At 46.0% G+C, this 23,152-nt stretch carries 23 protein-coding genes; all 23 read left to right on the forward strand.

Translation table 11 applies throughout. The annotated features are described in order from the left end of the window. The first annotated feature begins 3 nt into the window (after positions 1-3). The 23 genes from BM210_RS08150 to BM210_RS08255 all read left to right on the forward strand — a co-directional run bounded on the left by BM210_RS08150 (position 4) and on the right by BM210_RS08255 (position 23,113). The gene (locus BM210_RS08150; RefSeq protein ID WP_091166971.1) at positions 4-1,218 is read left to right on the forward strand and encodes a VWA domain-containing protein; all 1,215 of its coding nucleotides are present in this window, start codon (positions 4-6) and stop codon (positions 1,216-1,218) included. A gap of 310 nt (positions 1,219-1,528) precedes the next feature. Beyond that, complete coding sequence (locus BM210_RS08155; protein WP_091166972.1) at positions 1,529-2,539, forward strand: LacI family DNA-binding transcriptional regulator; 1,011 nt, start codon at positions 1,529-1,531, stop codon at positions 2,537-2,539. A gap of 81 nt (positions 2,540-2,620) precedes the next feature. Then, positions 2,621-4,057, forward strand: coding sequence for an extracellular solute-binding protein (locus BM210_RS08160; RefSeq protein WP_091166973.1), 1,437 nt, complete (start codon positions 2,621-2,623; stop codon positions 4,055-4,057). A 98-nt stretch (positions 4,058-4,155) separates the two neighbouring features. After that, a complete protein-coding gene (locus tag BM210_RS08165; RefSeq protein WP_091166974.1) occupies positions 4,156-5,040 on the forward strand; it encodes an ABC transporter permease subunit in 885 nt (294 codons plus the stop codon). A 1-nt stretch (position 5,041) separates the two neighbouring features. Further along, positions 5,042-5,905, forward strand: coding sequence for a carbohydrate ABC transporter permease (locus tag BM210_RS08170; RefSeq protein ID WP_091166975.1), 864 nt, complete (start codon positions 5,042-5,044; stop codon positions 5,903-5,905). Positions 5,906-5,941: 36 nt separating this feature from the next. After that, entirely contained in the window at positions 5,942-7,231 is a 1,290-nt protein-coding gene (locus tag BM210_RS08175) for a CehA/McbA family metallohydrolase (RefSeq protein WP_091166977.1), read from the forward strand. A 14-nt stretch (positions 7,232-7,245) separates the two neighbouring features. Then, positions 7,246-8,064, forward strand: a complete 819-nt coding sequence (locus BM210_RS08180; RefSeq protein WP_091166979.1) for an endonuclease/exonuclease/phosphatase family protein — start codon at positions 7,246-7,248, stop codon at positions 8,062-8,064. Between the two features lie 55 nt (positions 8,065-8,119). Beyond that, positions 8,120-10,840, forward strand: coding sequence for a DUF5054 domain-containing protein (locus BM210_RS08185; protein ID WP_091166981.1), 2,721 nt, complete (start codon positions 8,120-8,122; stop codon positions 10,838-10,840). Between the two features lie 158 nt (positions 10,841-10,998). Beyond that, the gene (locus BM210_RS34250; RefSeq protein WP_256223474.1) at positions 10,999-11,181 is read left to right on the forward strand and encodes an ADP-ribosylglycohydrolase family protein; all 183 of its coding nucleotides are present in this window, start codon (positions 10,999-11,001) and stop codon (positions 11,179-11,181) included. Positions 11,182-11,207: 26 nt separating this feature from the next. Next, positions 11,208-11,561 (forward strand): Na-translocating system protein MpsC family protein, encoded by a 354-nt coding sequence (locus BM210_RS08190; protein WP_091166982.1) that lies wholly within the window; start codon positions 11,208-11,210, stop codon positions 11,559-11,561. 478 nt (positions 11,562-12,039) lie between these two features. Further along, positions 12,040-13,086 carry a Nif3-like dinuclear metal center hexameric protein gene (locus BM210_RS08195; RefSeq protein ID WP_091166984.1) on the forward strand — a complete coding sequence of 349 codons (1,047 nt, stop codon included), beginning with the start codon at positions 12,040-12,042 and terminating at the stop codon, positions 13,084-13,086. A 28-nt stretch (positions 13,087-13,114) separates the two neighbouring features. Next, positions 13,115-14,188 (forward strand): ABC transporter substrate-binding protein, encoded by a 1,074-nt coding sequence (locus BM210_RS08200; RefSeq protein ID WP_091166985.1) that lies wholly within the window; start codon positions 13,115-13,117, stop codon positions 14,186-14,188. 4 nt (positions 14,189-14,192) lie between these two features. Further along, positions 14,193-14,972 (forward strand): ABC transporter ATP-binding protein, encoded by a 780-nt coding sequence (locus BM210_RS08205; RefSeq protein WP_091166987.1) that lies wholly within the window; start codon positions 14,193-14,195, stop codon positions 14,970-14,972. Continuing rightward, positions 14,953-15,840, forward strand: coding sequence for an ABC transporter permease (locus tag BM210_RS08210; RefSeq protein WP_091166988.1), 888 nt, complete (start codon positions 14,953-14,955; stop codon positions 15,838-15,840). Before BM210_RS08205 ends, BM210_RS08210 begins: the two co-directional genes overlap by 20 nt. Before the next feature lie 193 nt (positions 15,841-16,033). Then, positions 16,034-16,780, forward strand: a complete 747-nt coding sequence (locus BM210_RS08215) for a creatininase family protein (RefSeq protein WP_256223387.1) — start codon at positions 16,034-16,036, stop codon at positions 16,778-16,780. 2 nt (positions 16,781-16,782) lie between these two features. Next, positions 16,783-18,186 carry a hypothetical protein gene (locus tag BM210_RS08220; protein ID WP_091166989.1) on the forward strand — a complete coding sequence of 468 codons (1,404 nt, stop codon included), beginning with the start codon at positions 16,783-16,785 and terminating at the stop codon, positions 18,184-18,186. A gap of 101 nt (positions 18,187-18,287) precedes the next feature. Further along, a complete protein-coding gene (locus BM210_RS08225; protein WP_091166991.1) occupies positions 18,288-18,998 on the forward strand; it encodes an iron-containing redox enzyme family protein in 711 nt (236 codons plus the stop codon). A gap of 57 nt (positions 18,999-19,055) precedes the next feature. Continuing rightward, a complete protein-coding gene (locus BM210_RS08230) occupies positions 19,056-20,534 on the forward strand; it encodes an aldehyde dehydrogenase family protein (protein ID WP_091166993.1) in 1,479 nt (492 codons plus the stop codon). Between the two features lie 42 nt (positions 20,535-20,576). After that, positions 20,577-21,050, forward strand: a complete 474-nt coding sequence (locus BM210_RS08235; protein WP_091166994.1) for a GlcG/HbpS family heme-binding protein — start codon at positions 20,577-20,579, stop codon at positions 21,048-21,050. An 88-nt stretch (positions 21,051-21,138) separates the two neighbouring features. Continuing rightward, positions 21,139-21,423 (forward strand): 2Fe-2S iron-sulfur cluster-binding protein, encoded by a 285-nt coding sequence (locus BM210_RS08240; protein WP_091166996.1) that lies wholly within the window; start codon positions 21,139-21,141, stop codon positions 21,421-21,423. 86 nt (positions 21,424-21,509) lie between these two features. Further along, positions 21,510-21,983 carry a RidA family protein gene (locus tag BM210_RS08245; RefSeq protein ID WP_256223388.1) on the forward strand — a complete coding sequence of 158 codons (474 nt, stop codon included), beginning with the start codon at positions 21,510-21,512 and terminating at the stop codon, positions 21,981-21,983. Positions 21,984-22,004: 21 nt separating this feature from the next. Next, a complete protein-coding gene (locus tag BM210_RS08250; protein WP_091166998.1) occupies positions 22,005-22,301 on the forward strand; it encodes a hypothetical protein in 297 nt (98 codons plus the stop codon). Between the two features lie 134 nt (positions 22,302-22,435). Continuing rightward, a complete protein-coding gene (locus tag BM210_RS08255) occupies positions 22,436-23,113 on the forward strand; it encodes a GntR family transcriptional regulator (protein WP_091166999.1) in 678 nt (225 codons plus the stop codon). Positions 23,114-23,152: the final 39 nt, after the last annotated feature.

Raw genomic sequence — 23,152 nt, forward strand, 5'->3', positions numbered from 1 at the left:
ACCATGACAACCATCAATCAGGAACAGGTAAAGCGTTGGAGATTGGTTCTGGGCGCAGCTTCCGAGGAGAAGCTTCAGGCATTAGGCGGCGGTTCTGGCAGGCTGCTGGACGGAGATGATGTATTGATGGATGAGGCACTGGCTGCTATTTATGATGATACATTCGAAGCATCGGGAATGGATGCCGGCGGTTCGGGCAAATCAAGGGCGGCCGGACTGGGTCCATCCTCACCAAAGCTCGCCAAATGGCTGGGAGATATTCGATCCTTTTTTCCGCAGGACGTTGTATCGGTTATTCAAGCAGATGCAATAGAACGCAAGGGATTAACACAGCTATTGTTCGAGCCTGAGCTGCTGTCACAGGTGAAGCCGGATATTCAAATGGTCGCGACCTTAATGGCACTCAAAGGCAAAATTCCCGAGAAAACCAAGGAGACTGCCAGACAGTTGGTCAAAGCCGTGGTCGAGGAAATTGTCAAACGGCTCTCGTCTAACATTCAGCGAGCGGTAACGGGGGCGCTGAATCGAAGGCAGCATTCACCGCTGCCATCCTTTACCGGTCTTGATTGGAATCGTACGATCAGGGCCAACCTGAAACACTATGATCAGGAACGGCAGCTGCTGATTCCACAGAAGGTTTATTTTTTCGATCGGGCGCGCAAAAGCAAGGAGTGGACCGTTATCCTTGATATCGATCAAAGCGGCTCGATGGCGAATTCGGTTATCTATGCCTCAATTATTGGATCAATCTTTGCCAGTATGCCGGCACTTGATACACGTGTGGTCGCATTTGATACCGAGGTTGTCGATCTCAGTGAGCAATGTGCGGAAGACCCAGTAGATATGCTGTTCGGTATTCAGCTGGGCGGTGGCACAGATATTAATAAATCAGTTGCCTACTGTGAGCAATTCATTACAGAACCGAAAAAAACATTATTCATTCTCGTCACGGACCTGTATGAGGGTGGCAATCGTTCAGAGCTGCTGCGCAGATTGGACGATTTGCAGCAGGCGGGTGTAAAAACGATTTGTTTGCTGGCATTATCCGATGAAGGAAAACCTTCCTATGATGAGACGGTAGCCAAAAAACTGGCTCAGTTTGGGATTCCCTGCTTCGGCTGCTCTCCTGACCGTCTGCCTGAGCTGATCGAAGGTGCTTTGAAGGGGCAGGACCTGCTGATGCTGGCTAGTCGGGTACAGTCCGGTCCAAATGTGTAAAGGATACTGCAAACGCAATTGGAAGGAGGCCTGCTTTCACAGCGTCGAATGTAGGGTGAATTGGTTATCGTGAGTAATTCCAGGAACAGAGGCCGATGAAGCTGATCATTAAGATCATTTCATCAGTCTCTAATCTCAGGTTCACTAAATATTTACTTGAATTTTACAAAAAAGAGGTTGAAAGTTACCGAAACGCTTTGTATAATAATGACATGATCAAAGGTAAACCGGTTTAATGAACCGGTTTTTATTAGGAAAATCATTAAACCGGTTTAATGATTTTCCGCCATTCTTTTAAAGGGGGGATCAAATGGCAACCATCGATGACGTAGCAAAAGCTGCGGGTGTTTCCAAGGGAACGGTATCTAGTGTATTCAGCAAAAAAAGACCCATCAGCCGTCCTGTAACTGAACGAGTTCTGGAGGTTGCCAAGGGTTTAGGGTATTACCCGAGCCATGTAGCGCGAAGTCTCGCTATTAAGAAAACAATGATAGCCGGTTTGAAAATGCCGATTTCCAAAGACAGCGTGATGTCGGGTTTCGAGATCCAAATGATCAATGGCGTTATAAGAGAATTTTCCAAGCAGGGCTACAGACTTTTGTTAGATACGCTTCCTGAACATGATGATCAGACCCAATTTTCCATCGATCCCGTGGATGGTGTCATTATGCTGAACCCGAGAAAGCAGGATCCTCGTATTGAAAGGTACAATCAAATGGGCATCCCGTTAGTATTGATTGGTCGTCCTGATCCAATTGAAGAGAAAATCAGTTACGTAGACAATGATAACAGGCATTTGAGCTTGCAGGTAGGTCAATATTTAATTAACCATGGACACACAGCCATTTTATTCCTTAATTCAAGCGCGGATATGACGGTTGCTATTGACCGAGAGCACGGTTTGGCGGAAGCTTTCAAACAAAGCGGTCGATCCTATGATCGGGTACACGTTATGAACTATTCGAGAAGGAAGCATTCAAATCCAACTGATTATGGCTATGTTTCGCTTAAGAGCATCTATGAGCCTAATCGATTCACTGCCATTATTACCGATACGGACCGCGTAGCACTGGGAGTGATGAGAGCAGCAAGAGAGCTTGGCCTCGATATTCCAGGCGAGCTTTCGCTAATAGCCTTAAGCAATGACGCTACTCTGGCTCAGGAAATGACGCCTGCGTTAACATCCGTTGAACTGTCCGCAGAAATGCTGGGAACGGAAGCTGCCAAAATTTTAGTGGAGAAAATGAAAGATGTGGACATCGTCGAACAAAAAATAATTGAAGCCAAACTGGTAATTCGCGATTCGTGCAGGTTACTTTAGTAAGCCGCCAACAGGCGGAGCAAAAATGTAAACGCTTTATTAAGATTGTGTAAAGGCATTATATAACCTGGGAGGTATACAATGATGACAAAAACGAAAGTTATGAGCTCAACGATGGCAATCGCACTGTTGGGAACTGTATTAGCAGGATGTACCGGAAGCGATACTGCAGCACCCCCAACAGGAAACGCTCCAGCTACAAACGCGCCTTCAGCCAATGATAAAAAAGAAGACAGAACTCTCCGTATGATGTCAGGGGTTATTGGTGGTAAAACTCCTGAAGAGAACACCTTATTCGAGAAAGAGATTGAACGATTGACCGGTATTAAAGTGAAGATGGATAAACCGGCATCTGATTATGATCAGAAATTGCTGGCTGCCATCGCATCCGGCGAGAAGTTCGATCTGCTTCAGATCAGTAAGGAAAAAATGAACCTGTTCATCAGTCAAGGCATTTTGACACCTCTTACGGATCAAGTAAAAGCATCCAAAGTATTGTCCGATCCCGATGTTCTGCCTGCAGGTGAATGGGATCAGGTCAAGACGAAAGACGGCAAGATCTACGGTGTGTTCTCGAAGTTTCAAGGCGGAACGATGCCGATTGTTCGAAATGACTGGCTAAAAAAGCTGAATCTGCAGGAACCCAAAACATTGGATGATTATTACAAGGTATTAAAAGCTTTTACAGAGCAAGATCCGGACGGTAACGGTAAAAAGGACACGTATGGCTTGAGTACAGCGGGCATGTATGAGCTGCAAGGTATTTTCAGCGCAGCGGGCTTGAAGCAGCGTTATGTGGAGAAGGACGGCAAACTGGATGTGCCCTACTCAACGGATGCGGCTATTCCGATTTATGAGTGGCTGAATAAGCTTTATAAGGAAGGCATATTGGATCCTAACTTTGCTACTAACGATACAGGTAAAATGCGTAATCTGTTTCTAACGGATCGGGTAGGCATGATCACTTATTGGGACGCTTGGGTAGGGATGCTCAACAATACGAGAAAAGAGCAGGATGCGAATACAGCATTTGAAGCAAAAGGACTTCCTGGAGCAGCGGATCCGAGCGGCAAACATATGATTCGTCGCGGTGACCCGGATGTGTGGGTCATTCCGGTCAATGCGGAACATCCGAAAACAGCATTTGAATTTATTGAATGGTGGCATACCAAAGACGGCATTATGCTCGGAAGCCTGGGTATTAAAGATAACGATTATACGGAGAGCGGCGGTAAATACGAGCTTACTAAAGCAGGTAAAGAGCATGCAATGGATCACGGAGTTCCTTTTTGGTACAACAAAAAAGTTCAACCTCCTTTTGGTCTGCTGCCAGGGGTAAAAGAAGCACAGGAATTGGTTGTGAAATATGCAACGCTTGAGCTGACGCCAGCCAAATGGGCAGATGCCGAGAAGATCATCAATGAAAATTCATTTAAAGCGATCTTGGGTGAAATGCCTGCCGCCGATGCGGTTAAAAAGATGCGTGAGCAGCTAAAAGCAAATAAACTAATTGACTAATCTAAGATGAAGTTTCAGCAGATCGAAGGGAGTATATCGCTTGCAAGCTCCCTTCGATATGGCTGGAATTACCAAGCGGATAAGGTGGTGGCTGTCTTTTGAAAGCCGTCTTGAAGTATAAAACGCTTTATGTCATGATGGTACCTATTTTGGCTTACTTTTTTCTTTTTTCGTATTATCCGTTAGTACGCGGCTTCATCATCAGCTTTCAAAATTTTCGCTTAATCGGCAACCGGCCTTTTGTAGGATTTGATAATTATTTGTTTGTCCTGAAAGACTCCACATTCTGGACCGCTTTTCAAAATACGTTGGTTATCGGCGGATTTACGCTAATCATCGGATTCATTATGCCAATTATCCTTGCTTTGTCATTAAACGAGGTACTATCCATCTGGTTTAAAAAATTAACGCAAATGATCGTGTACTTACCTCATTTGTTTTCATGGGTAGTCGTGGGCGGTATGTGGATCATGCTGCTGTCTCCCGATACAGGGATCGTGAATCAAATCCTCCAATTGCTTGGAAGTGCCAAGCCGATCAGTTTTATGTCGAGTACGATTTATGCCCGTTCCATTATGGTATTTACTGCCGTCTGGAAAGACATGGGGTTCATTGTTATTTTATATTTGGCATCCATCGTTTCCATCAATCCATCTCTCTATGAAGCGGCCAGAATGGATGGAGCGAACCGTTGGCAGTTAGTTCGTTTCGTGACACTTCCATCGCTTGCTTCCACAATGAAGGTTGTTATTATGCTCAATGTGCTGAGTGCACTGCGTATGTTTGATCAAATCATTGTCATGAGAAATGGAGCGATAGCCAGCAAAGTCGATGTCATCATGATGTATACGTTCCAAAAGGGTATTTTGGAATTCAATATAGGTACAGCGACCGCCGCAGGGTTTATCGTGATATTGGCTACGTTGATTCTTACTTTCGTGACCCGATTGATCATTCGCTATGATGACGGAGGAGACAAATAATATGAAACTTGAATCCAAAGGATGGTCGGGACGTCTCTTCGATGTAGTAAATGTCGTTTTTTTGCTTCTTCTTGTAGCGACTATGGTCATTCCTTTTCTGAATACGTTCGCCTTGGCCTTCTCAACCAACTTTGCTTCCATGCAGCCGGCTATTGTGCTGTGGCCAAGAGAGTTCAGTCTGGAAGGCTTTAATACGGTTTGGAATCGGCTGCAGCTTTACCAGCCATTCAGCAATAATGTCATTGTCACCGTTATCGGCACCATTGGGCATGTATTTCTGTGTGCAATGGCAGGTTATGTACTTGTCCAACCGCGTTTACCTGGTAAAAAGCTGATGGTATCGTTGATCCTGATCACCATGATGGTGCCAAGTGAATCGATTATGATCCCGCTGTATGTCGTCAACAAGGAGCTTGGTCTGCTCAACACGTTGTCTGCGCTTATTTTTTCAGGGCTGATCTCCGGCTTTGGCGTGTTATTGATGAGAAATTTCTTCTTAACCGTTCCTTTGGAAATGTCAGAATCGGCTCGTATGGATGGGGCCGGAGATGCCCGTATTTTTATGACGATGTATTTACCGCTGGCCAAAGCAGGTCTTGCGACTGTAGCCTTGTTCGAGTTCGTCAGCCGTTGGAATCAGTTTACGCCGGCACTTCTCTACATTAACAATCATGCCAAATACACGCTGCAAATTGCTTTGAAATCGCTCATTATCGACACGGACGCGACCTCCAGCAATTTCATCATTACGACGAATGTCAGGATGGCGGGAATTGTGATCGCACTGCTTCCATTGGTCATTATTTATCCGTTTGTTCAAAAATATTTCGTCAAAGGCATTATGGTCGGTGCTAATAAAGAGTAGAGTCCAGACAAACTATGAAAGACGGTGGAACCCTATATGAATCAAACGGACAGACATAGCCAAACAGCCACATTTACCAGAGAAGTTAAACATTCGGAACAGAGCTCCTATATAGAGGTTCCTTTTGAGGTGCCGCAGCATGTGGAAGAGATTCAGGTCAGCTATGAGGTGGAGTCCTCCGGCAGTCATATCGCGGTTATCGATTTAGGAATCCGAGATCCGTATCGGATCCGAGGGTGGAGCGGTGGAGCACGGAAATTTTTCAATATAGGGTTGGAAAAAGCAACACCGGGCTATTTGCCCGGACCTCTCGATGCCGGTGGATGGGCAGTTGTGCACAATGCCTACAAGATACCACAAGAAGGCTGTAAGGTTACGATAACGATTATCTTTTTCCTGATGACTCCGCGTTGGCTTAAGGGTGACCTGCATATGCATAGCCTTCACAGCGACGGTACTTATACGCTGGAAGAGAATGCAGCAATCATGGAGGAGCTGGGCTGCGATTTCATGACGATGACGGATCATAATGCCATCAGTCAAAATTTCGCCTACCCCCGCAGCACCAGTCTTGTAATGATACCAGGGATGGAGTTTACAACCAATTTTGGCCACAGCAATTTTCTGGGTGTTGCTGATCCTCTGGATGATTTTCGGGTTAGCACTCAGGCTGATGTGAATGAAAGATTGGCAACCGCACGCGAACGGGGAGCACGAATCGTGTTGAACCATCCTCACTGCGATTTTTGTCCGTGGGAATGGGACTTTGACGTCGATTTTGACTGGGTGGAGATATGGAATGGCCCCTGGACTGAACGAAACGAACGCACTTTGGCGTGGTGGCAGCAGCAGCTTCTTGCTGGAAAACGATTGAATGTAATAGGCGGCAGCGATGTTCACCGCCCTGATCCTTATGTCAAGCATGCGATGCCGTGTACCTGGGTGTATGCTTCCTCAAAAACAGTAAAAGGGATACTGGCTGGAATCGAAAAGGGCAACGTATCGATCAGCTTTGCACCTCAGGGACCTTTTGTTCAATTAGGGTTTGGAAACTATAAGATGGGGGATTCGGTACCTGCGGGGGAAGCCGGAATCGTATGTCTGCAAGCTGAGCATCTCTTGGCAGGTGATGAAGTGAAGCTCATTAGCAGCAGCGGGCTGGAACAAAATATAATCGTGGACAGCGACGGTACTTTGGAGCTTACTATAGATTCGGTAGGCAGGCGGTTTGTCCGCGCTGAGGTGTGGCGAACGTTTCCTGAGGTAGACAACAAGCTGATGGCTGCTCTGACGAACCCGATCTATTTTGATGAAAATAAAGGGTAGGAGGTGAATCCTGCATGAACATGACGGTGATGACTTTTAATTTAAGATACGATACACCTGATGATGGAGAATCGGCTTGGCCTCATCGGGTGAACGGTGCGGCTCAGATGATTCAGGACCACAATCCGCTGTTAGTGGGAACCCAGGAAGGTTTTTATCCAATGCTGATGGAACTTCAGGAGCAAATACCTGAATATGCCTGGGTCGGTCACGGTCGTATGGGTGAGCATGAGAATGAGCATTGTGCTGTGTTTTATAAAGCCTCTGAGCTTGAGGTGCAGCATCAAGGCCAGTTTTGGCTATCCGAGACACCCTTCGAACCAGCTTCTAAAAGCTGGGATAGTCATCTTCCGCGAATTTGCACGTGGATCAGCTTTCTTCACAAAACATCACAAAAGCAGTTTGTTGTATATAATACGCATTTAGACCATTTGGGAGAGCAGGCTCGTAAGCTTGGGACTGCTTTAATATGGGAAAATATTAGCTCACACCGGATTGAATTTGGTTTGCCTGTTGTATTAATGGGGGATATGAATAGTCATCCCAGCGACTGGCCGATTCGTTTTTTACGTGGGGAATTGGAGCATATGGGCAAACAAACGTGGCTCAAAGATGCTTACACAGCACTATCCGGCTCTATTGGGCTAACTGCCCACTCGTTTCAGGGCGGAGATGAAGGCGAGCCTATCGACTATATTTTTGTTTCTCCTGAAATTGAAGTATTGAAAACAGAGGTAGATCGGCGCAAGCTGCGGGGAGTGTATCCTTCTGATCATTATCCGATTGTCTCGCAGCTGAGGCTGAGCGACCCTGTTCGGGTGCAAGGTATGTAATTTGTACCAAAAGCAGTCACCTATAGATGATATCGGAGTAGAGGAGACAGAGGCAATGCATACCAATCTTGAAAAAATCTATGTGGTTTTCAAAACGCATTTTGATATCGGTTTCACCGGGCTCGTGTCGGAGGTGGTCCACAGATACCGGACGGAGATGCTGGAAGAAGTGATCCAGATCTGCGAGGAGACGAACCGCAATGAGAATCATGAAAAATATGTATGGACCATGTCGGCTTGGCCTTTATTGCAATCCTTGGAGGGCAGCGGGGAGCAGGACCGGAGTAAAGCATTGCAATTTCTGGACAATCGCCAGTTAATTTGGCATATGCTCCCGTATACGACACATACGGAATTTTGCGGGCTGGAGGAATGGATACGGGGGATGTACGTTTCGCGCGGTCTGAGCGAGAAATACGGGTATCGCCCCAAAGATGCCAAAATGACCGATGTTCCGGGTCATACCTGGATCGTTCCTTCTTTGTTGAAAAAAGCAGGCGTAGAGGTGCTGCATTTGGGCTGCAACCCCGCTACGACACCTCCTGACGTCCCACCTGTATTTTATTGGGAAGGGCCGGATGGGGAGCGGCTGCTTACCTTTTACTCCAAAGGGGCCTATGGTACAGGCATATTGCCTCCCGAGGATTGGGAGCATCCGATCTGGCTGGCTATGATCCAAACTAGCGATAATCATGGTCCGCATGAAGCTTCCTACATACAGGAAATGAAAGCTTCCATCGAGGCGCGCGGGTCCAAGGCCGAGCTTCATATCGGAAGCCTGACGGATTTTGCCGAAGATTTTCTAGCGCGGAATCCCGATCTGCCAGTTATTCGCGGAGACATGGCAGATTCATGGATTCATGGTGTGGGAACAGCTCCAAGGGAGGTCTCACGAGTACGGGAGCTGAGAGGGCGGATCACTGCTGTAGAGAGTGCGCTGTCTATGAATTCGCTCGAAAGCCAAGCGTGGAACGTAGAGGAGCAGCAGCGAATTAAGCAAGCTATTGATACTGCTTACGAATATACGCTTCATTTTGGGGAACATACGTGGGGTCTGGATTGCAAATCATTTTTATTCCCGAGAAGATATGAAAAAGCTGAATTTATTGCAGACAAAAGCAGCGAGCGTTATATGTTGATGGAGCGATCCTGGCAGGAGCAAATCGACTACTTGAATAAAGCCGAAAGCTCCATAGAGGAAGCGGAGAAATGGCTGCGGGTTCAACCTCAGTGGAATCAAACCAGCATATCGGCGGCTGGTACAGGCTCGGAAAGAAAGCAACGTGTGTACAATAACCTTGGCTGGCAGCGTGATGCCTGGGTTCGTATTGCTGCGGATTCGGAGTATGTACCCAATGAACATGACCAATGGATCGATTGTACCAACAATGAGCTGCTAAAAGTAATTCACGATCCACAAGGTGTGTTGGTGGAAGTAAAGGGCTTGCCGGCACTCGGATATAAGACGATAGTGTGTGTACAAAGTAGTGGAAGTAATCATCCTGGATCTGCCGAAAGCTCCGAGAAACCTCTTGCTTTTGGAAGCTTAAGCGAGACACAAGCCGTAATCGAGAACCCCTTTGTTGTCGTCAAACTAGATAGAAAAACCGGTTGGATCATCAGCCTGTTCGATAAGCGTCTGAATAAAGAATGGGTAGATGCGGAGTCTGCGCAGGGCTTTGGACAATACGAATATAACATCTATTCAAACCGGGAAATAACAAGCTATATTAAAAAATATGCGTACCGTTTTTATGACTGGGGCGTACATGACTTTGGAAAAACGGACTATCCCGAGCAGCAGAAGCGGGTTTCTTTTCATACCGAATTGCGGCATATTCGCCTTATACAAGGCGTTCATTCTGTCCAAGTGGAATGTGTAGCTGGCAATAGCCAGGAATCAGTTATGAATTACGGGAATGCAAGGGAAGTCATCTGGACGGTAACGCTGACGGAGGATTCTCCTTTTGTTGATATGGAATGGCAAATTAGTGGAAAAGAGGAGACGCCTTTAGCGGAATCTGGTCATATCGTGTTTCCTTTGCAATTAACGAATCCGAGCTACCGCATCAATAAAATGGGCAGTGTTATGGATCCGCTCGCCGATATTGTGCCTTCCTCCAGCACTCTGTTGAATTGCTGCGAAAATTTTGTCGATGTATCGGATGGTAAGGTGGGAATGGCGATCGTTCCTCTTGATTCACCGTTATTTTTTATCGGTCGCAATGGAATGTGGGATTTTGAGCATAATTATGTACCGGAGAAACCGGAAATGAATTTTAACATTTTTAATAACTGGTGGGGGACTAACTTCCCACAATGGACTGGCGGCAGCTTCATATATCGGTATCGGCTTATCCCGCACGCAGGGGATTGGGTCGAAGGTTCTGTGTGGAAAACCGCTCAGGAAACGATGACCTCTGCACTTACGGTTCCCGCTCCCGCTGCAGCTACGGCTGAACGATCGGATTTAAACAATAGTAACGACCAGCTCGAATTGCTCCCCCTCGGCTTGGAAGGAATGGCGGTGACCTGCTTTAAACCGGCAGAAGATGGAGATGGTTATATTCTGAGAATTCGAGACTGGATTGGCAAACCAAGGCTCGTTACAATCGAATTGCTGAATCAAGTAAGCCAGGTTTGTTTGACTGACCTGCTCGAATATGACCTTGAAGTGTTAACTTTGTTGGAAAACCCCAACACGAACAAACAAGAGCTGTGCTTGCCAATGCAAGCCTTTGAAGTGCATACACTCCGTTTGCGGTTTCATGAATAGGTTGGTAACGGTAAAGAGTAATGAGTGACACCAGTGAAGAGGCCGCATTGTTGCTGCCTCTTTTACTTTGTTTGTAACACCATGTTCAACCTGTGCTAAAATACGGATAGAACTTTCAGTTCCTGAATGGGTACCGGACAGACCCGAAGGACATCGACATAGCATTCGACGCGTGCTTTGGTGGTGATTCCGACACGATAGGCGCCATTGCTGGTGGGTTGGCTGGCGTACACTGCGGCTTCGAGCCAATTCCCGATTCCTACAATAGTATCATATTAATCAAGGATCGTTTGAATGAGCTGATAGGGAAAATTTATGATTTAAAGGAAGCAAGAACCTAATGACTCGAAAGGAGAAGGGTGCCTCTATGCAAAAGCAATACCCGATTGGGGTTTTAAAGCAGGAGATTATCAAGATTTATAATTCGATCAATCAGGAGATCTTTGGAACGGGAATCAAATCGCAAAAAATTGAGATTTCCGGTGATAAAGTGTTGATTTTCGCCACACACAAACGTATTCCTGCTTTGAAAATCCTTGATGAGTCGAATCGGAGCTTAACCGCCAGTGTGGATACACTGCTAATGGAGGCTAACAAAAAAATGCTTAAGGAGCAGTTAGAGCAATCGCTCGGTCTAAAGGTGAAATTGGTGCTCAAGGATTATGATCCCATTACAGAATATTCAGGAACGGTCATTGTGTTTGAACATCATTTGGAATAAACGGTATACCAAATACAAAAAAAGCTTATCTTTTTCTAAGAAGTATGTTATCATAAAATATGAAAACGTTTGCAAAAACTTTAAATCATTTGTCGGTAATTAAATGTTAGATAATATTACATTAAATTAGGTTTTTTCAAAAGAATTAATTAATTTCATATGTTTTTGTTGATTCATTGTCATTTATATGTTATGTTACATAACAAGAAAGAAATGCTTCATTTTACCGACATCATGCGTATCAGCTTGAATATGATGTTTGAACCTATTAAGGAATCGAATCCTTTTGTATCAAAAGAGATCGGATTTCATTGTAACGTTCAAGCAACAACCATACATATAGCAGGTCATAAGGAACTCCGAGTGGAGAGCTTTACAACCGCTATTGTGACATATCCGGGGCTTCCGTGTCCTAGTATGCTCATAGTAGCGGTTTTTTTGTATATGCATTTGATCCAAAACAGAAAGGAAGAAGTCTATGAAAGCATCCAAAACCCGAACAGAAGCAAGGCATGTCGTCGAAGCGCTGAATACCATTTCCAAAGGGAGAATGGTGATGGATTGGAATGAAATTACTGCCGGAGCTAATCCTTATGTAGTGATGAAAACGTCCAATATTCCAGGTAAAAGCGTACTTGAAATCCCTGGACTGATTTTTGGAGACAAACATAAGCCGGTGTCACGTATTGGTGTTGGTATGACATTGACCGAATCGGTGATTGAGCTGGCATCCGCAATGAAGCTCGACCTCATCATCGTCCATCATCCGGTAGCTGATGCAGCCAGCTCGGGCGGGGTACCCTTTGCTGATTATTTACCCCTATATGGCTTGGCGCTTATCGAAATGCACGAGGCTTTTCACGGGCTGCATCCCGGACTGACGCTGCTGCATGGACATCATAAGCTGAAAACGGACATTTCATTTGGTGGTATTCCAGGAAATGTGCTTCACAAAGGCATCGCGCTGGAAGAAGTAAAGACCACGGGTGACATTTTGGCAAGAATTGATGGTTTGATGGGACGTGACATTGATCTCGATTTGTTGGAAGCGGAGCGGGCGATTCGTGGTGAAGCTACGATTGAGGAAGCTACGCTGGCTAATCCGGCCCAACTGCTCAGCGGTAAATTGGATAGTGCGGTCAAGCATATTCTTCATTTTTTCCCGCATACCGGATTTTCGTTGGAGCATTTGGAGCTGGCACTGCAGATGTACCCGGAAACCGATACGATCATTGTCAGTATTAGCAGGGTGCGTGAGGATCATGCTTTTGTGAAATACGCGAAGGAAAAGGAACTTAATTTTATCGTAGGCAATCCGCATTCTGTTGAAATTTTGGAAAATGGTCTCCCGCTTGCTTACGCCTTGGAAATGCTGCTTCCCGAAGTCGAAATCTTTTTACTTAGAGAACGGATAACGGCTGTGCCGCTAAAAGAGGTTGGTCACCAAAAAATGGTTGAATACGGCAGAGAGATGGCAGAAACGCATTTGGTTTCAGGACAACCACTCGCTGTTCAAATAAATTAGCACCTAAATAAGGGAGGATGAACAAACCATGATCAAGTTGAACAAACTCGGTTGTCTGCTGCTTTCCACTGTGCTATTCACGATTACCACGGGCTGTGGAACCGCTTCTGTAGCTGAAATGAGTGCCAAACCGGCTGCAGAAGCGAAGATGGAAGTTAAAACAGAAGTAAAGAAAAGCGAGGAAATCAAGACCGTTAAATTTTCCGAGGTCATCCGTTCGATTTTTTATGCACCCCATTATATCGCGATGCAAAAAGGTTTTTTCAAGGAAGAGGGTCTCAACGTCGATATGAACACGGCGCAGGGCTCGGATAAGGGAGCAGCGGCTTTAATTGCGGGAGTGGCCGATATTTCTTTGGTTGGACCGGAAACCGCCATTTATATTTATAATCAAAAGGGAGATAAAACACTGAAAATTTTCCACCAGCTGACGATCAAGGATGGCTCTTTCCTACTGTCACGGACCAAGCTTAACGGCTTTAAGTGGAGTGATTTAGAGGGGAAAAGCGTGGTCGGATGGCGCCCGGGCAGTGCTCCGCAAATGGTATTGAATTCGAAGCTGCAGCAGGAAAAGGTAAAGGCTGACGTGATTACGAATATCGCTTCCCCGGCGATGGCGGGTGCTTTTACAAGCGGCAAGGGTGACTTTATCCAAGTGTTCGAGCCCATAGCCTCAACTTTGGAAAAGGAAGGCAAAGCGTTCTATGCAGCAGCTGTCGGACAAGCGTTTGGTCCTTTCCCTGAAACCTCCTATGTGGCAACGTCGGATTATATCAAGAAAAATCCCGAGACGATTCAGAAATTCGTTAATGCGGTAGCCAAAGGAACCAAATGGTTGAACACAGCTTCACAGGATGAAATTGCTGATGCGCTAATGCCTTTTTTTGAGGGAACGCCGAAAGACATCATCATACAATCCATCGACCGCTACAAGAAGCAGGATACCTGGTCGGCTGTTCCTGAATTGACTGCGGAGCAATTTGAAACGCTGCAAAAAATGTTGATCGAGAATGATGTGCTGAAGCCGGAGCAAAAATTAACTGATATGGGAGCCGTTGTGGATATGAGCTTTGTTAAAAATATCGGAAAGGCAGGGAAATAGGCCTATGTCACAAATTGAATTAAACGATATTTGCTTAAGCTATTTCACGATCAAGCAGGAAACCGAGGCTTTGAGGGATATCAACGCATCCATTGAGCAGGGTGAATTCATCTCCATTGTGGGACCGAGCGGCTGTGGGAAAAGTACGCTGCTCTCCCTGATTTCGGGAATGGTGAAGCCAACGAGTGGTAAGGTGCTGATTGACGGTCAGGAGGTATCGGGCACCTCTCCCAAGGTAGGATATATGCTGCAGCATGACCATTTGTTCGAATGGCGAAATATATTGAGTAACCTGTTGGTGGGCGCCGAAATTCGCAAGATGGATTTAAAGAAAGCAGAGCATAAGGCACTTGATTTGATGGAGCGCTATGGACTGGGCGGTTTTGCCCATCACAGTCCCTCGCAGCTATCCGGCGGTATGCGTCAGCGGGTGGCATTAATTCGCACATTGGTGACCGAGCCGGATATTTTGCTGCTGGATGAGCCGTTTTCTGCGCTTGATTATCAGACCCGACTGACGCTTGCCGATGAAATTTACGGAATTATTAAGGACCAGGGCAAGACAGCGATTTTGGTTACTCATGATATATCGGAAGCGATCAGTATGGCAGACCGAGTCATGGTCATGTCCAAGAGACCCAGTACAATTTCCACCGTTTATTCGATTCAGCTTGGCGAAGGTGACGATGTCACTCCTTGGAAAAAACGGGAAGCACTCCGATACAAAGAATACTTCAATGTCATATGGAAGGAGTTGGAAGGACATGTCGTCGCTACCGGCTAGTGAACCCTCAGTCACCACGGAAGCCCGGATTGAGCAAGTTCCGACTTTGATCAATTCTAAAGATAAGGCCAGATCGCCGCAATACAATCAATATTTGAAGACGCAAAAGCGCAGGTTGTGGATGATTCGATTGGCGCAGCTGCTGGTGTTTACGGTATTTATTATATTATGGGAGCTGGCTGCACAGTGGAAATGGGTGGATTCCATGCTGACCAGCAGACCTTCGCAGTTAATTACTTCTTTTCAAGAGCTGGCGATCAAAGGGAATCTATTTAAGCATACATGGACGACCAGCTTGGAGACATTGATTGGCATTGTCGTTTCAATGGTACTTGGAATTGGAATCGCGATCGTTTTCTGGTGGTCGACCTTTGCCTCCAAGGTGCTGGAGCCGTACATTGTTGTGCTGAATGCTCTGCCTAAGGTCGCGCTCGGTCCGATATTTTATATTTGGCTGGGTGATCGTTACTCGGTTTACGGTATGGCCATCGCGATTTCGATTATTGTGACGATCATTATGATTGAGAGCGGGTTTAAGGAAATCAGTAAAACGAAGCTCAAACTGATGGAATCGTTTGGTGCTACGCATTGGCAAATGCTGCGAATGGTGCTGCTGCCCGCAAGTATACCGAATGTGATCGCAACGTTAAAAGTGAATGTAGGCTTGACGCTGGTTGGTGTCATTATGGGAGAATTTTTATCGTCGAAGGCGGGTCTTGGTTATATGATCATCTACGGCGGTCAAGTTTTTCAGATGAATATGGTTATGGTCAGTATTGCGATGCTGGCTATGTTATCAGTGGTCCTGTATGGATTGGTTAATGTTGTTGGACGTATTGCGATGAAGAAATATCATATGGATAACTAGGCATAGGTTGGGGAGATGCTGCTGCGAATGCGAGGCTCAATCTTTATCCCAGTTAAGGTTGCTTGAGAAGCATATCCTGCTGTTGACTCTACGGGTACAGCTTTGAGGGATTATAGTAGGTTACGAGAATGAAGGAAGGCCGCAGTTCCTTGGGTTGAGGGGAGCGTGGCCTATGCTGAAAGGAGGCTAAAGTGTGGCTGCTTCTTACTGTTTAACACAAATGACATGGCCGGAAATTGAACAAGCGCTTACGACAGTGAAAATAGCAATAATACCGCTCGGAGCCCATGAGCAGCACGGCCCGCATATGATTGAAAGCTGTGATGCTGTTCTTGCTGAGGAAATGGGCAAACGATTAACCGAGCGATTATATCCGAATGCCATTCTGACACCTACTATTAATATGGGCGTGTCGCCGCATCATATGCATTTTCCAGGTACGATCTCTTTAGAGCCCACAACGTTAATTGCGATTCTCCGGGATATGATCAAATCTTTGCAGCATCACGGTATTGAGAAGTTTCTCATACTCAATGCACATGGTGGCAATCAGGCTACGTTGGGTGTAGCTGTAGAGATGCTCACAAGGGAGCTAGCTACTCAGATTTACTATGCCAAAACGACGGCATCAGCCAAGGATGTGATGGATAGAAGGCTTGAATCCAAGCTGTATGGGCACAGCTGCGACCGCGAGGTTTCCGAGGCGCTGTATTTGGCTCCGCAGCTGGTACGGCCGGATAGACTGGAAAAAGGCGATTTGACGGAGGGCCGATGGAAAAAGCTGCGTCCGGGTCAAGTGCTGCAAGGCTTTTACTATTATGAGGAAATGACGCGCAACGGATGCCTCGGTGATGCGACCAAGGCAAGCCGGGAGATTGGAGAGGAAATTGTCGAGACAGCTCTGGAACGCTTAACCCAAGCTGTCCAAGACATGCTCTAAGTATGAAACAAGCTATTTTCATTGGAGCTATAGCTGCTTATCTGATTTCGATTGTTTATCCTAGCGACATCCTGAAATGGACCATTTCAATAGTAAGCTTATGTATTGTTGTCATGGTGTTCAGCACCGTCAAGCGGTTTGTCCAAGGATTAGGCATCCTATTTCTGGTGACAGGATTTAGTATGTTGATCGTACACAAAGCACATTGGAGCAGCTATATTCTTGGCTTTGGCAACATGCTCAATATATTAAGCTTATTCGCTCTGATCCCGTTAATTGCTCTTCCTATTCAATTAGGGCAATATGCTGTTCGGGTGCAGCATAAGATTCAAAGTAAAATCAAGCATTCCGGGATGCTCTACGCGATTACATCGCTTATGTCTTATATACTGAGCTCCTTTATGAATCTGGCCACCTTGCCTATGGTATACCAAACGATTCGTCCTGCACTTGATTTGTATCCGATCGAGAAGAAAGAAAGATTTATAAGCCGAGCGATCACACACGGCTACAGTATGCCGATTGTGTGGACGCCTGTAGCTCCCATTGTCGGGGTTATCGTGGAAATGACGGGTGTACGCTGGAGCTCTATTTTGCTGATTATGATCCCGTTTAGTTTACTTGGTCTTGTTCTGGATTGGTTTATGGGACAATGGATCGCTAACCGCCGGGCAAGACTTATCGGTCAAGTGGCTATTGAGGAAACATCTGCTGTCCGTGAAAGTGCAGTGGAGTCGGGTTTGCAGCAATTAGAGCAGAATAAGAAAAATCATCCTATACACATTATTGTTGCCATAATCGTATTTAATGGTTTGCTTCTGGTGCTGGAAACCTATACGTCGTTCAGCTTTTTGCTGCTGGTGTCCTTAATCGTAATTCCTTTTGCTTTTTTGTGGTCTTGGCTGATTGGTAAAGGCAGAGCGTTTATAGTAGAAGGCAAAGTGATGCTGTCCGGGCATTTGCTGAAGATGAGAGAGCAATTTTTCGTCTTTTTGAGCGCGGGCTTCCTGATTGCTTCTATTCAAGCTACGGGTGCTGGTCATGAGATTAATCTTTGGATTATCGCTATAAAAGATTTTATTGGTGCTGATATCTTTCTGTTGTGTATTCCTTTGATTCCGCTTGGTCTCGCCTTTATCGGCTTGCATCCTGCAGTAGGCTTGGCATTAACGGCAGAATCGCTGAATCCACAATCTTTGGGGATTTCTGTCGAGCTGACGGCTATCGCGATGCTGACCGGCGCGGCAACTGCCTTTTTGATGGGGCCCTATAACGCAACCGCCGGGCTGATGTCCAGTCTGACAAAAGAAAGCTCTTATAAAATATCCAATTGGAATTTGCCGTTTACGACAGCTTATATCCTTCTGTCGATGACGCTGCTGCTGGTTTTGAAAAATATGGGTTGACAGATAAGCCCAGACAGTCAATAATAAGCTCATAACGTATTTGGTATACAATATACCAAAATAACAATCAACCATCTTACAATTTGAGAGGAGAATTACCCATGACACAAACCGCAACGAAGTCCCGCTTAATGAACAAAGAGGAATTCCGCACTGCTTTGGAGCAAGCCATTGAAGGCAATGCTGTTGCAAAGGCTCCTTTTACAATCATGTGGGCGAATGGTGAGTTGAAGAAAGAACATTTTGCTAGATGGGTTGAACAGCACTACGCTTACGTGGGTCCATTTGCCGAATATCTGGCTTATATATTTGCTAATTGTCCACATCAGGATGCAAGAGACTTTTTGCTGCAAAACATGTGGGAAGAGGAGCTGGGCGGTGACCGTCATACCGATTTGTTGATCCGCTTCGGCGAAGCGTGCGGTACGACAAGGGAACGTGTAGAGTCGATGGAGCATGTGCTTCCAGAAACGATTGGCTTGCAATCCTGGTGTTACCGAATGGCTTTCAAGGAAAACTTTTTATTCGCAACAGCTGCATTGGTAGTTGGATTGGAATCACAGGTTCCTGCCATTTACCGCCGACAAACACCGACGCTTCGTGAAAAGTACGGGTTTACCGATGAGGAAGTGGAATTCTTCGATCTTCATATTGTGTCTGATGAAATTCATGGTGAGCGTGGTTATCAAATTGTGTTGGAATATGCAAAAACTCCTGAGGATCAACAGCGCTGCATAGCGATAGTAGAAGAAGCGACAAAGATGCGCAGAATGTATATTGCAGCTATATCCCGTGAATTTGGATTAGGATAAGCACAAATTCCAAAAGTATTTCAGTACTGTGAAGTAAAAGCAAGGAAGGAGATTGTTATGGCGATTGAGACGGCAGTACAAACCTTCAAAAATTTAATTGATGGGCAGTGGGTGGACTCGGTAAGCGGTAACACCTTTATGAGTACAAATCCTGCTCAGGTCACAGATATAGTAGGACGGTTTCAAGCCTCTGGTGAGGAGGATGTACGGATAGCCATGGAGGCGGCAGCACGCGCATTCCTAACATGGCGTTACACGGCTCCAAGCAAACGGGCGGAAATTTTATATAAAGCGGCCGATTTGTTGGAAAAAAATCTGGAGTCGTATGCAGAGGAATTGACTCGCGAAGAAGGCAAGACTCTGGCCAGCAGCCGGATGGAGGTTAAACGCTCCGCCCAGACCTTACGGTATTATGCATCGGAGGGCTTGAATACTGCTGGCAGCACGCTGCCTTCGGATGATCCAACCACTTCCGTATATACAAGAAAAGAGCCTTTGGGTGTAGTTACGGTAATTACTCCATGGAACTTTCCGATATCCATTCCCGTACGCAAGATTGCTCCGGCCTTAGCCACTGGCAACACCGTAGTATTCAAGCCTGCATCAGACACACCGCTTATTGCTTTCCGTCTGGTAGAGGTGCTGCATGAAGCGGGATTACCAGCAGGTGTACTTAACTTTATAACCGGATCAGCTTCTCAAACGGGCAAACTCTTGGTTACACATCCAGCAGTCAAGGCAGTGACCTTTACAGGCTCCACAGGTGCCGGGGAGAAAATCAATCAATCGGTTCGTTTATCGACTCGTGTACAGCTGGAACTGGGTGGGAAAAATCCGCTGGTCGTTCTTGAGGATGCTGACATGGATCAGGCAGTTGAATTAGCTATTAAAGGCGGCTTCGAATTAACCGGTCAGGCTTGCACGGGCACCAGTAGAGTCATTGTGATGGATGCTGTGCATGAGCTGTTTGTAGAACGATTGATAGCCAAGACAGCATTGCTGACCATAGGGAATGGATTAAACAAAGGGATTGAAATCGGACCTTTGGCAAACCAGAGTCAATTGGACACTGTGTTGGATTACGTAAATATCGGTAAGTCAGAAGGGGCCGAGCTGATGTATGGTGGCGAGCATCTGACTGAAGGCGAGTATGCTACCGGTTACTTTGTAAAACCGGCAATCTTCACTAATGTCACCCCAAAGATGAGAATTGCGCAGGAGGAAATATTCGGACCGGTCATTTCGGTTATTCGTGTTCAAAGCTTTAAAGAAGCAATCGAAGTGGCGAATGATATCGAATTTGGACTGTCTGCAGCGATCTGCACAACTGATCCGAATCGGGCTCAATACTTCACTCAGCATATTGAAGCAGGCGTTGTCAAAATTAACCGGCCGACAACCGGTGTTGCTTATAATGCTCCGTTCGGCGGCATGAAAATGTCGAGTACGGCAACCTATCGAGAAGCGGGACGTTCCGCGGTTGATTTTTATCTGCAGGAAAAAACGATCTATCACGGCACTCTTAATATCGAATAAACCGTAACACGAACTGAAGACAGATGAGTATGGAGGAATCGGATGAAATCAGTGTTGAAGCTGGAGCTGGAAGAAGCGAAGGTGATGATGGAAGCGGCTAAGCAGGCAGCGTCCGCTGCCAAAGCTTTGGAAACGATATGTATTGTTGACGATGGCGGGTACGTCATTGCGCTGGAGCGAATGAACGGTGGACGTATTACCGGTCCGGAAATTGCTATAGCCAAAGCATTCACCGCAAGTGGACACAAGCGTTCTACCCATTTATTTAATCAACCGGGCGGTCCGGCTACGACTACTGGGGAAGCATTCGGCATCCATGCGATGCTTCCCGGCAAGTTCGCGATTTTCGTCGGAGGCTTCCCGATTGTTGTGAATGGAGAGGTTGTGGGTGGCGTGGGCATCAGTGGCGGCAACGGAGAGCAGGATACAGCCGTTGGCGTGGCCGCACTTAAGGCGCTGCAGGGCTACTTGGGCAGTGAATATGAAGTGATTACCGCAGCAGATATTAAGAAATAAGCGGCAGCAGAGGCCAGACCGTCTTGGAGCTGGTGAAGGGAAGACAACAGCTTTGGCCTGGAATCGGCTGCAAATGGAGGTGCCTTCTATGCCCATTGTGAAATTACATCAAAACGGTCAAGTGTACCAGCAGGAAGTAAGCGTGAACAGCAATCTGGTCGTTTTAGCCGGAATCAAAAAGTTTCCCTATCTGAAATATGGCTGCGGGATGGGGAAATGCACCAAATGCACAGTCAAGGTTCTAGCAGGTGGAGAAGGGCTTCCCGAACCGAACTGGAAGGAAAAGAAAATGCTGGATACCAAGCTGGAGGAAGGCTTCCGCCTGTGCTGTCAATTGTATATTCATGAAGATGTGGAAATTACTCAGGAATGAGCTAAACTATAAGCTGGCTGCGACGCGAAAAATAGGGATGCGTGACTCCTATAAGCTCAATAACAACAGCCTGAGGGGGCTAGTACTTGCTGCAACCTAAAGGACGAATCGAAACTAAGCTGGGCGAGTTGAACATCCAATTGGAAGCTGCCCCTAAGCCAAGTGGCAATTATGTGCCGTATATCATGGTGCCCCCGTTGATTTACTTAAGCGGAGTGACACCCAAAGAAAATGGCGTTCTGAAATATAAAGGAAAAATCGGTCAAGATTTAATGAAGGAAGAGGGCTATCAGGCTGCCCGTCAATGTATCATTAATCAGCTGGGCACGCTGCGCTCGGCGCTTGGAGATTTGGATAGGATCGTCAGCATAGTGAAGCTGGAAGGCTTCATCAATGCTGCATCAGATTTTCACGAGCTTCCTTATGTATTAAATGGCGCTTCCGACCTGTTGGTCGAGGTATTCGGCAGTGCAGGTGTTCATGCTCGCTCGGCCATAGGGGCTGCTTCCTTACCTGGCGGTGCTGCTGTGGAAGTGGAACTGATTGTTCGTTATGAATGAGATCATGTGGAGGTAATGACAATGAGTGAATATATATTAGTATCCACGACAGAACGTTATCGTACGGTAACAGACAATCCGAATTTGGAGAAAGTTGCCGACTACGAATACTATTTTTTTGGTAAAAAGAGGACGACCTTCTCGATCTGTCGGATTCTTAGCCAGGATGCAAGAATATTGATTCAAGGTATATCCGAAGTATTTGACGACAACAGTATTCCAATCAAGGTATTTCCTAAGTTCGAGACAACCGAGGAAATTGAAAAGGAAATTTATGAGCTGGATATGGATGAGGAAAGTAAGATTCTAAAGGTATAAACCAGACGATACGGTAAAAGCAATGAAGGTGCGCAGGTGGAGACAAGCCTGTCCTTTTGTTGCTTTTTTTGATATTGGAAATCTAACCGTATATCGATTAAACTTGAGGAAACAACCACATGGAGGTATACCAGATGCCAGACACACCAGTCATATGGAAAGATGAAGAGCTAAGCCCTATAAGGGATAAGGTTTACCAATATGTCAAACAAGCCATTGTACAAGGCATATATAAATCTGGAGAACGAATCATTGAGCGTGAGCTTGCGGATCAATTAAATGTAAGCCGTACACCAATCCGTGAAGCTTTATTTCGACTCGAATCACAAGGATTTGTTAAAACACTGCCTCGCAAGGGTGTCGTCGTGTCCAAGCTTTCTCCAGAAGAAATTATAGAAATCTTTACGATATTGGCGGCGTTGGAAAGCTTGGCCATGAAGATGGCTGCACAAAAGGCGGAGCCCTCTCATCGAGAAGAGCTGAAGCAGATCATTGAAGAGATTGATCAAGCGCTGACGAAATCAAACTTTGATCAAGTGGATTGGAAGTTTCATTTTAAAATCAACGATGTCATTTGTCGTGCAGCACAAAGCCCAAGATTAACACAAATGCTTGACGGGCTGTCCGATTATATCCGAGCTTTTGTCCATTTAGGTTATGAGCTTCCCGGTCGGCTGCGTAAAGCTATGGATGAGCATAGGGATTTGGCAAAGGCAGTTTACAATGGCGAGGGAGAGCTTGCCGAGAGCTTGACCAAAATCCATTTGGAAAATTCCAAAAAAGCGTATATGGAAGCATTGGAAAGAGAGTAGATAGATCGATACAAACAAGAGCAGCAGAGTCCAATTGAC

The organism is Paenibacillus sp. 1_12, assembly GCF_900114475.1.
Taxonomy (GTDB): Bacteria; Bacillota; Bacilli; order Paenibacillales; family NBRC-103111; genus Paenibacillus_S.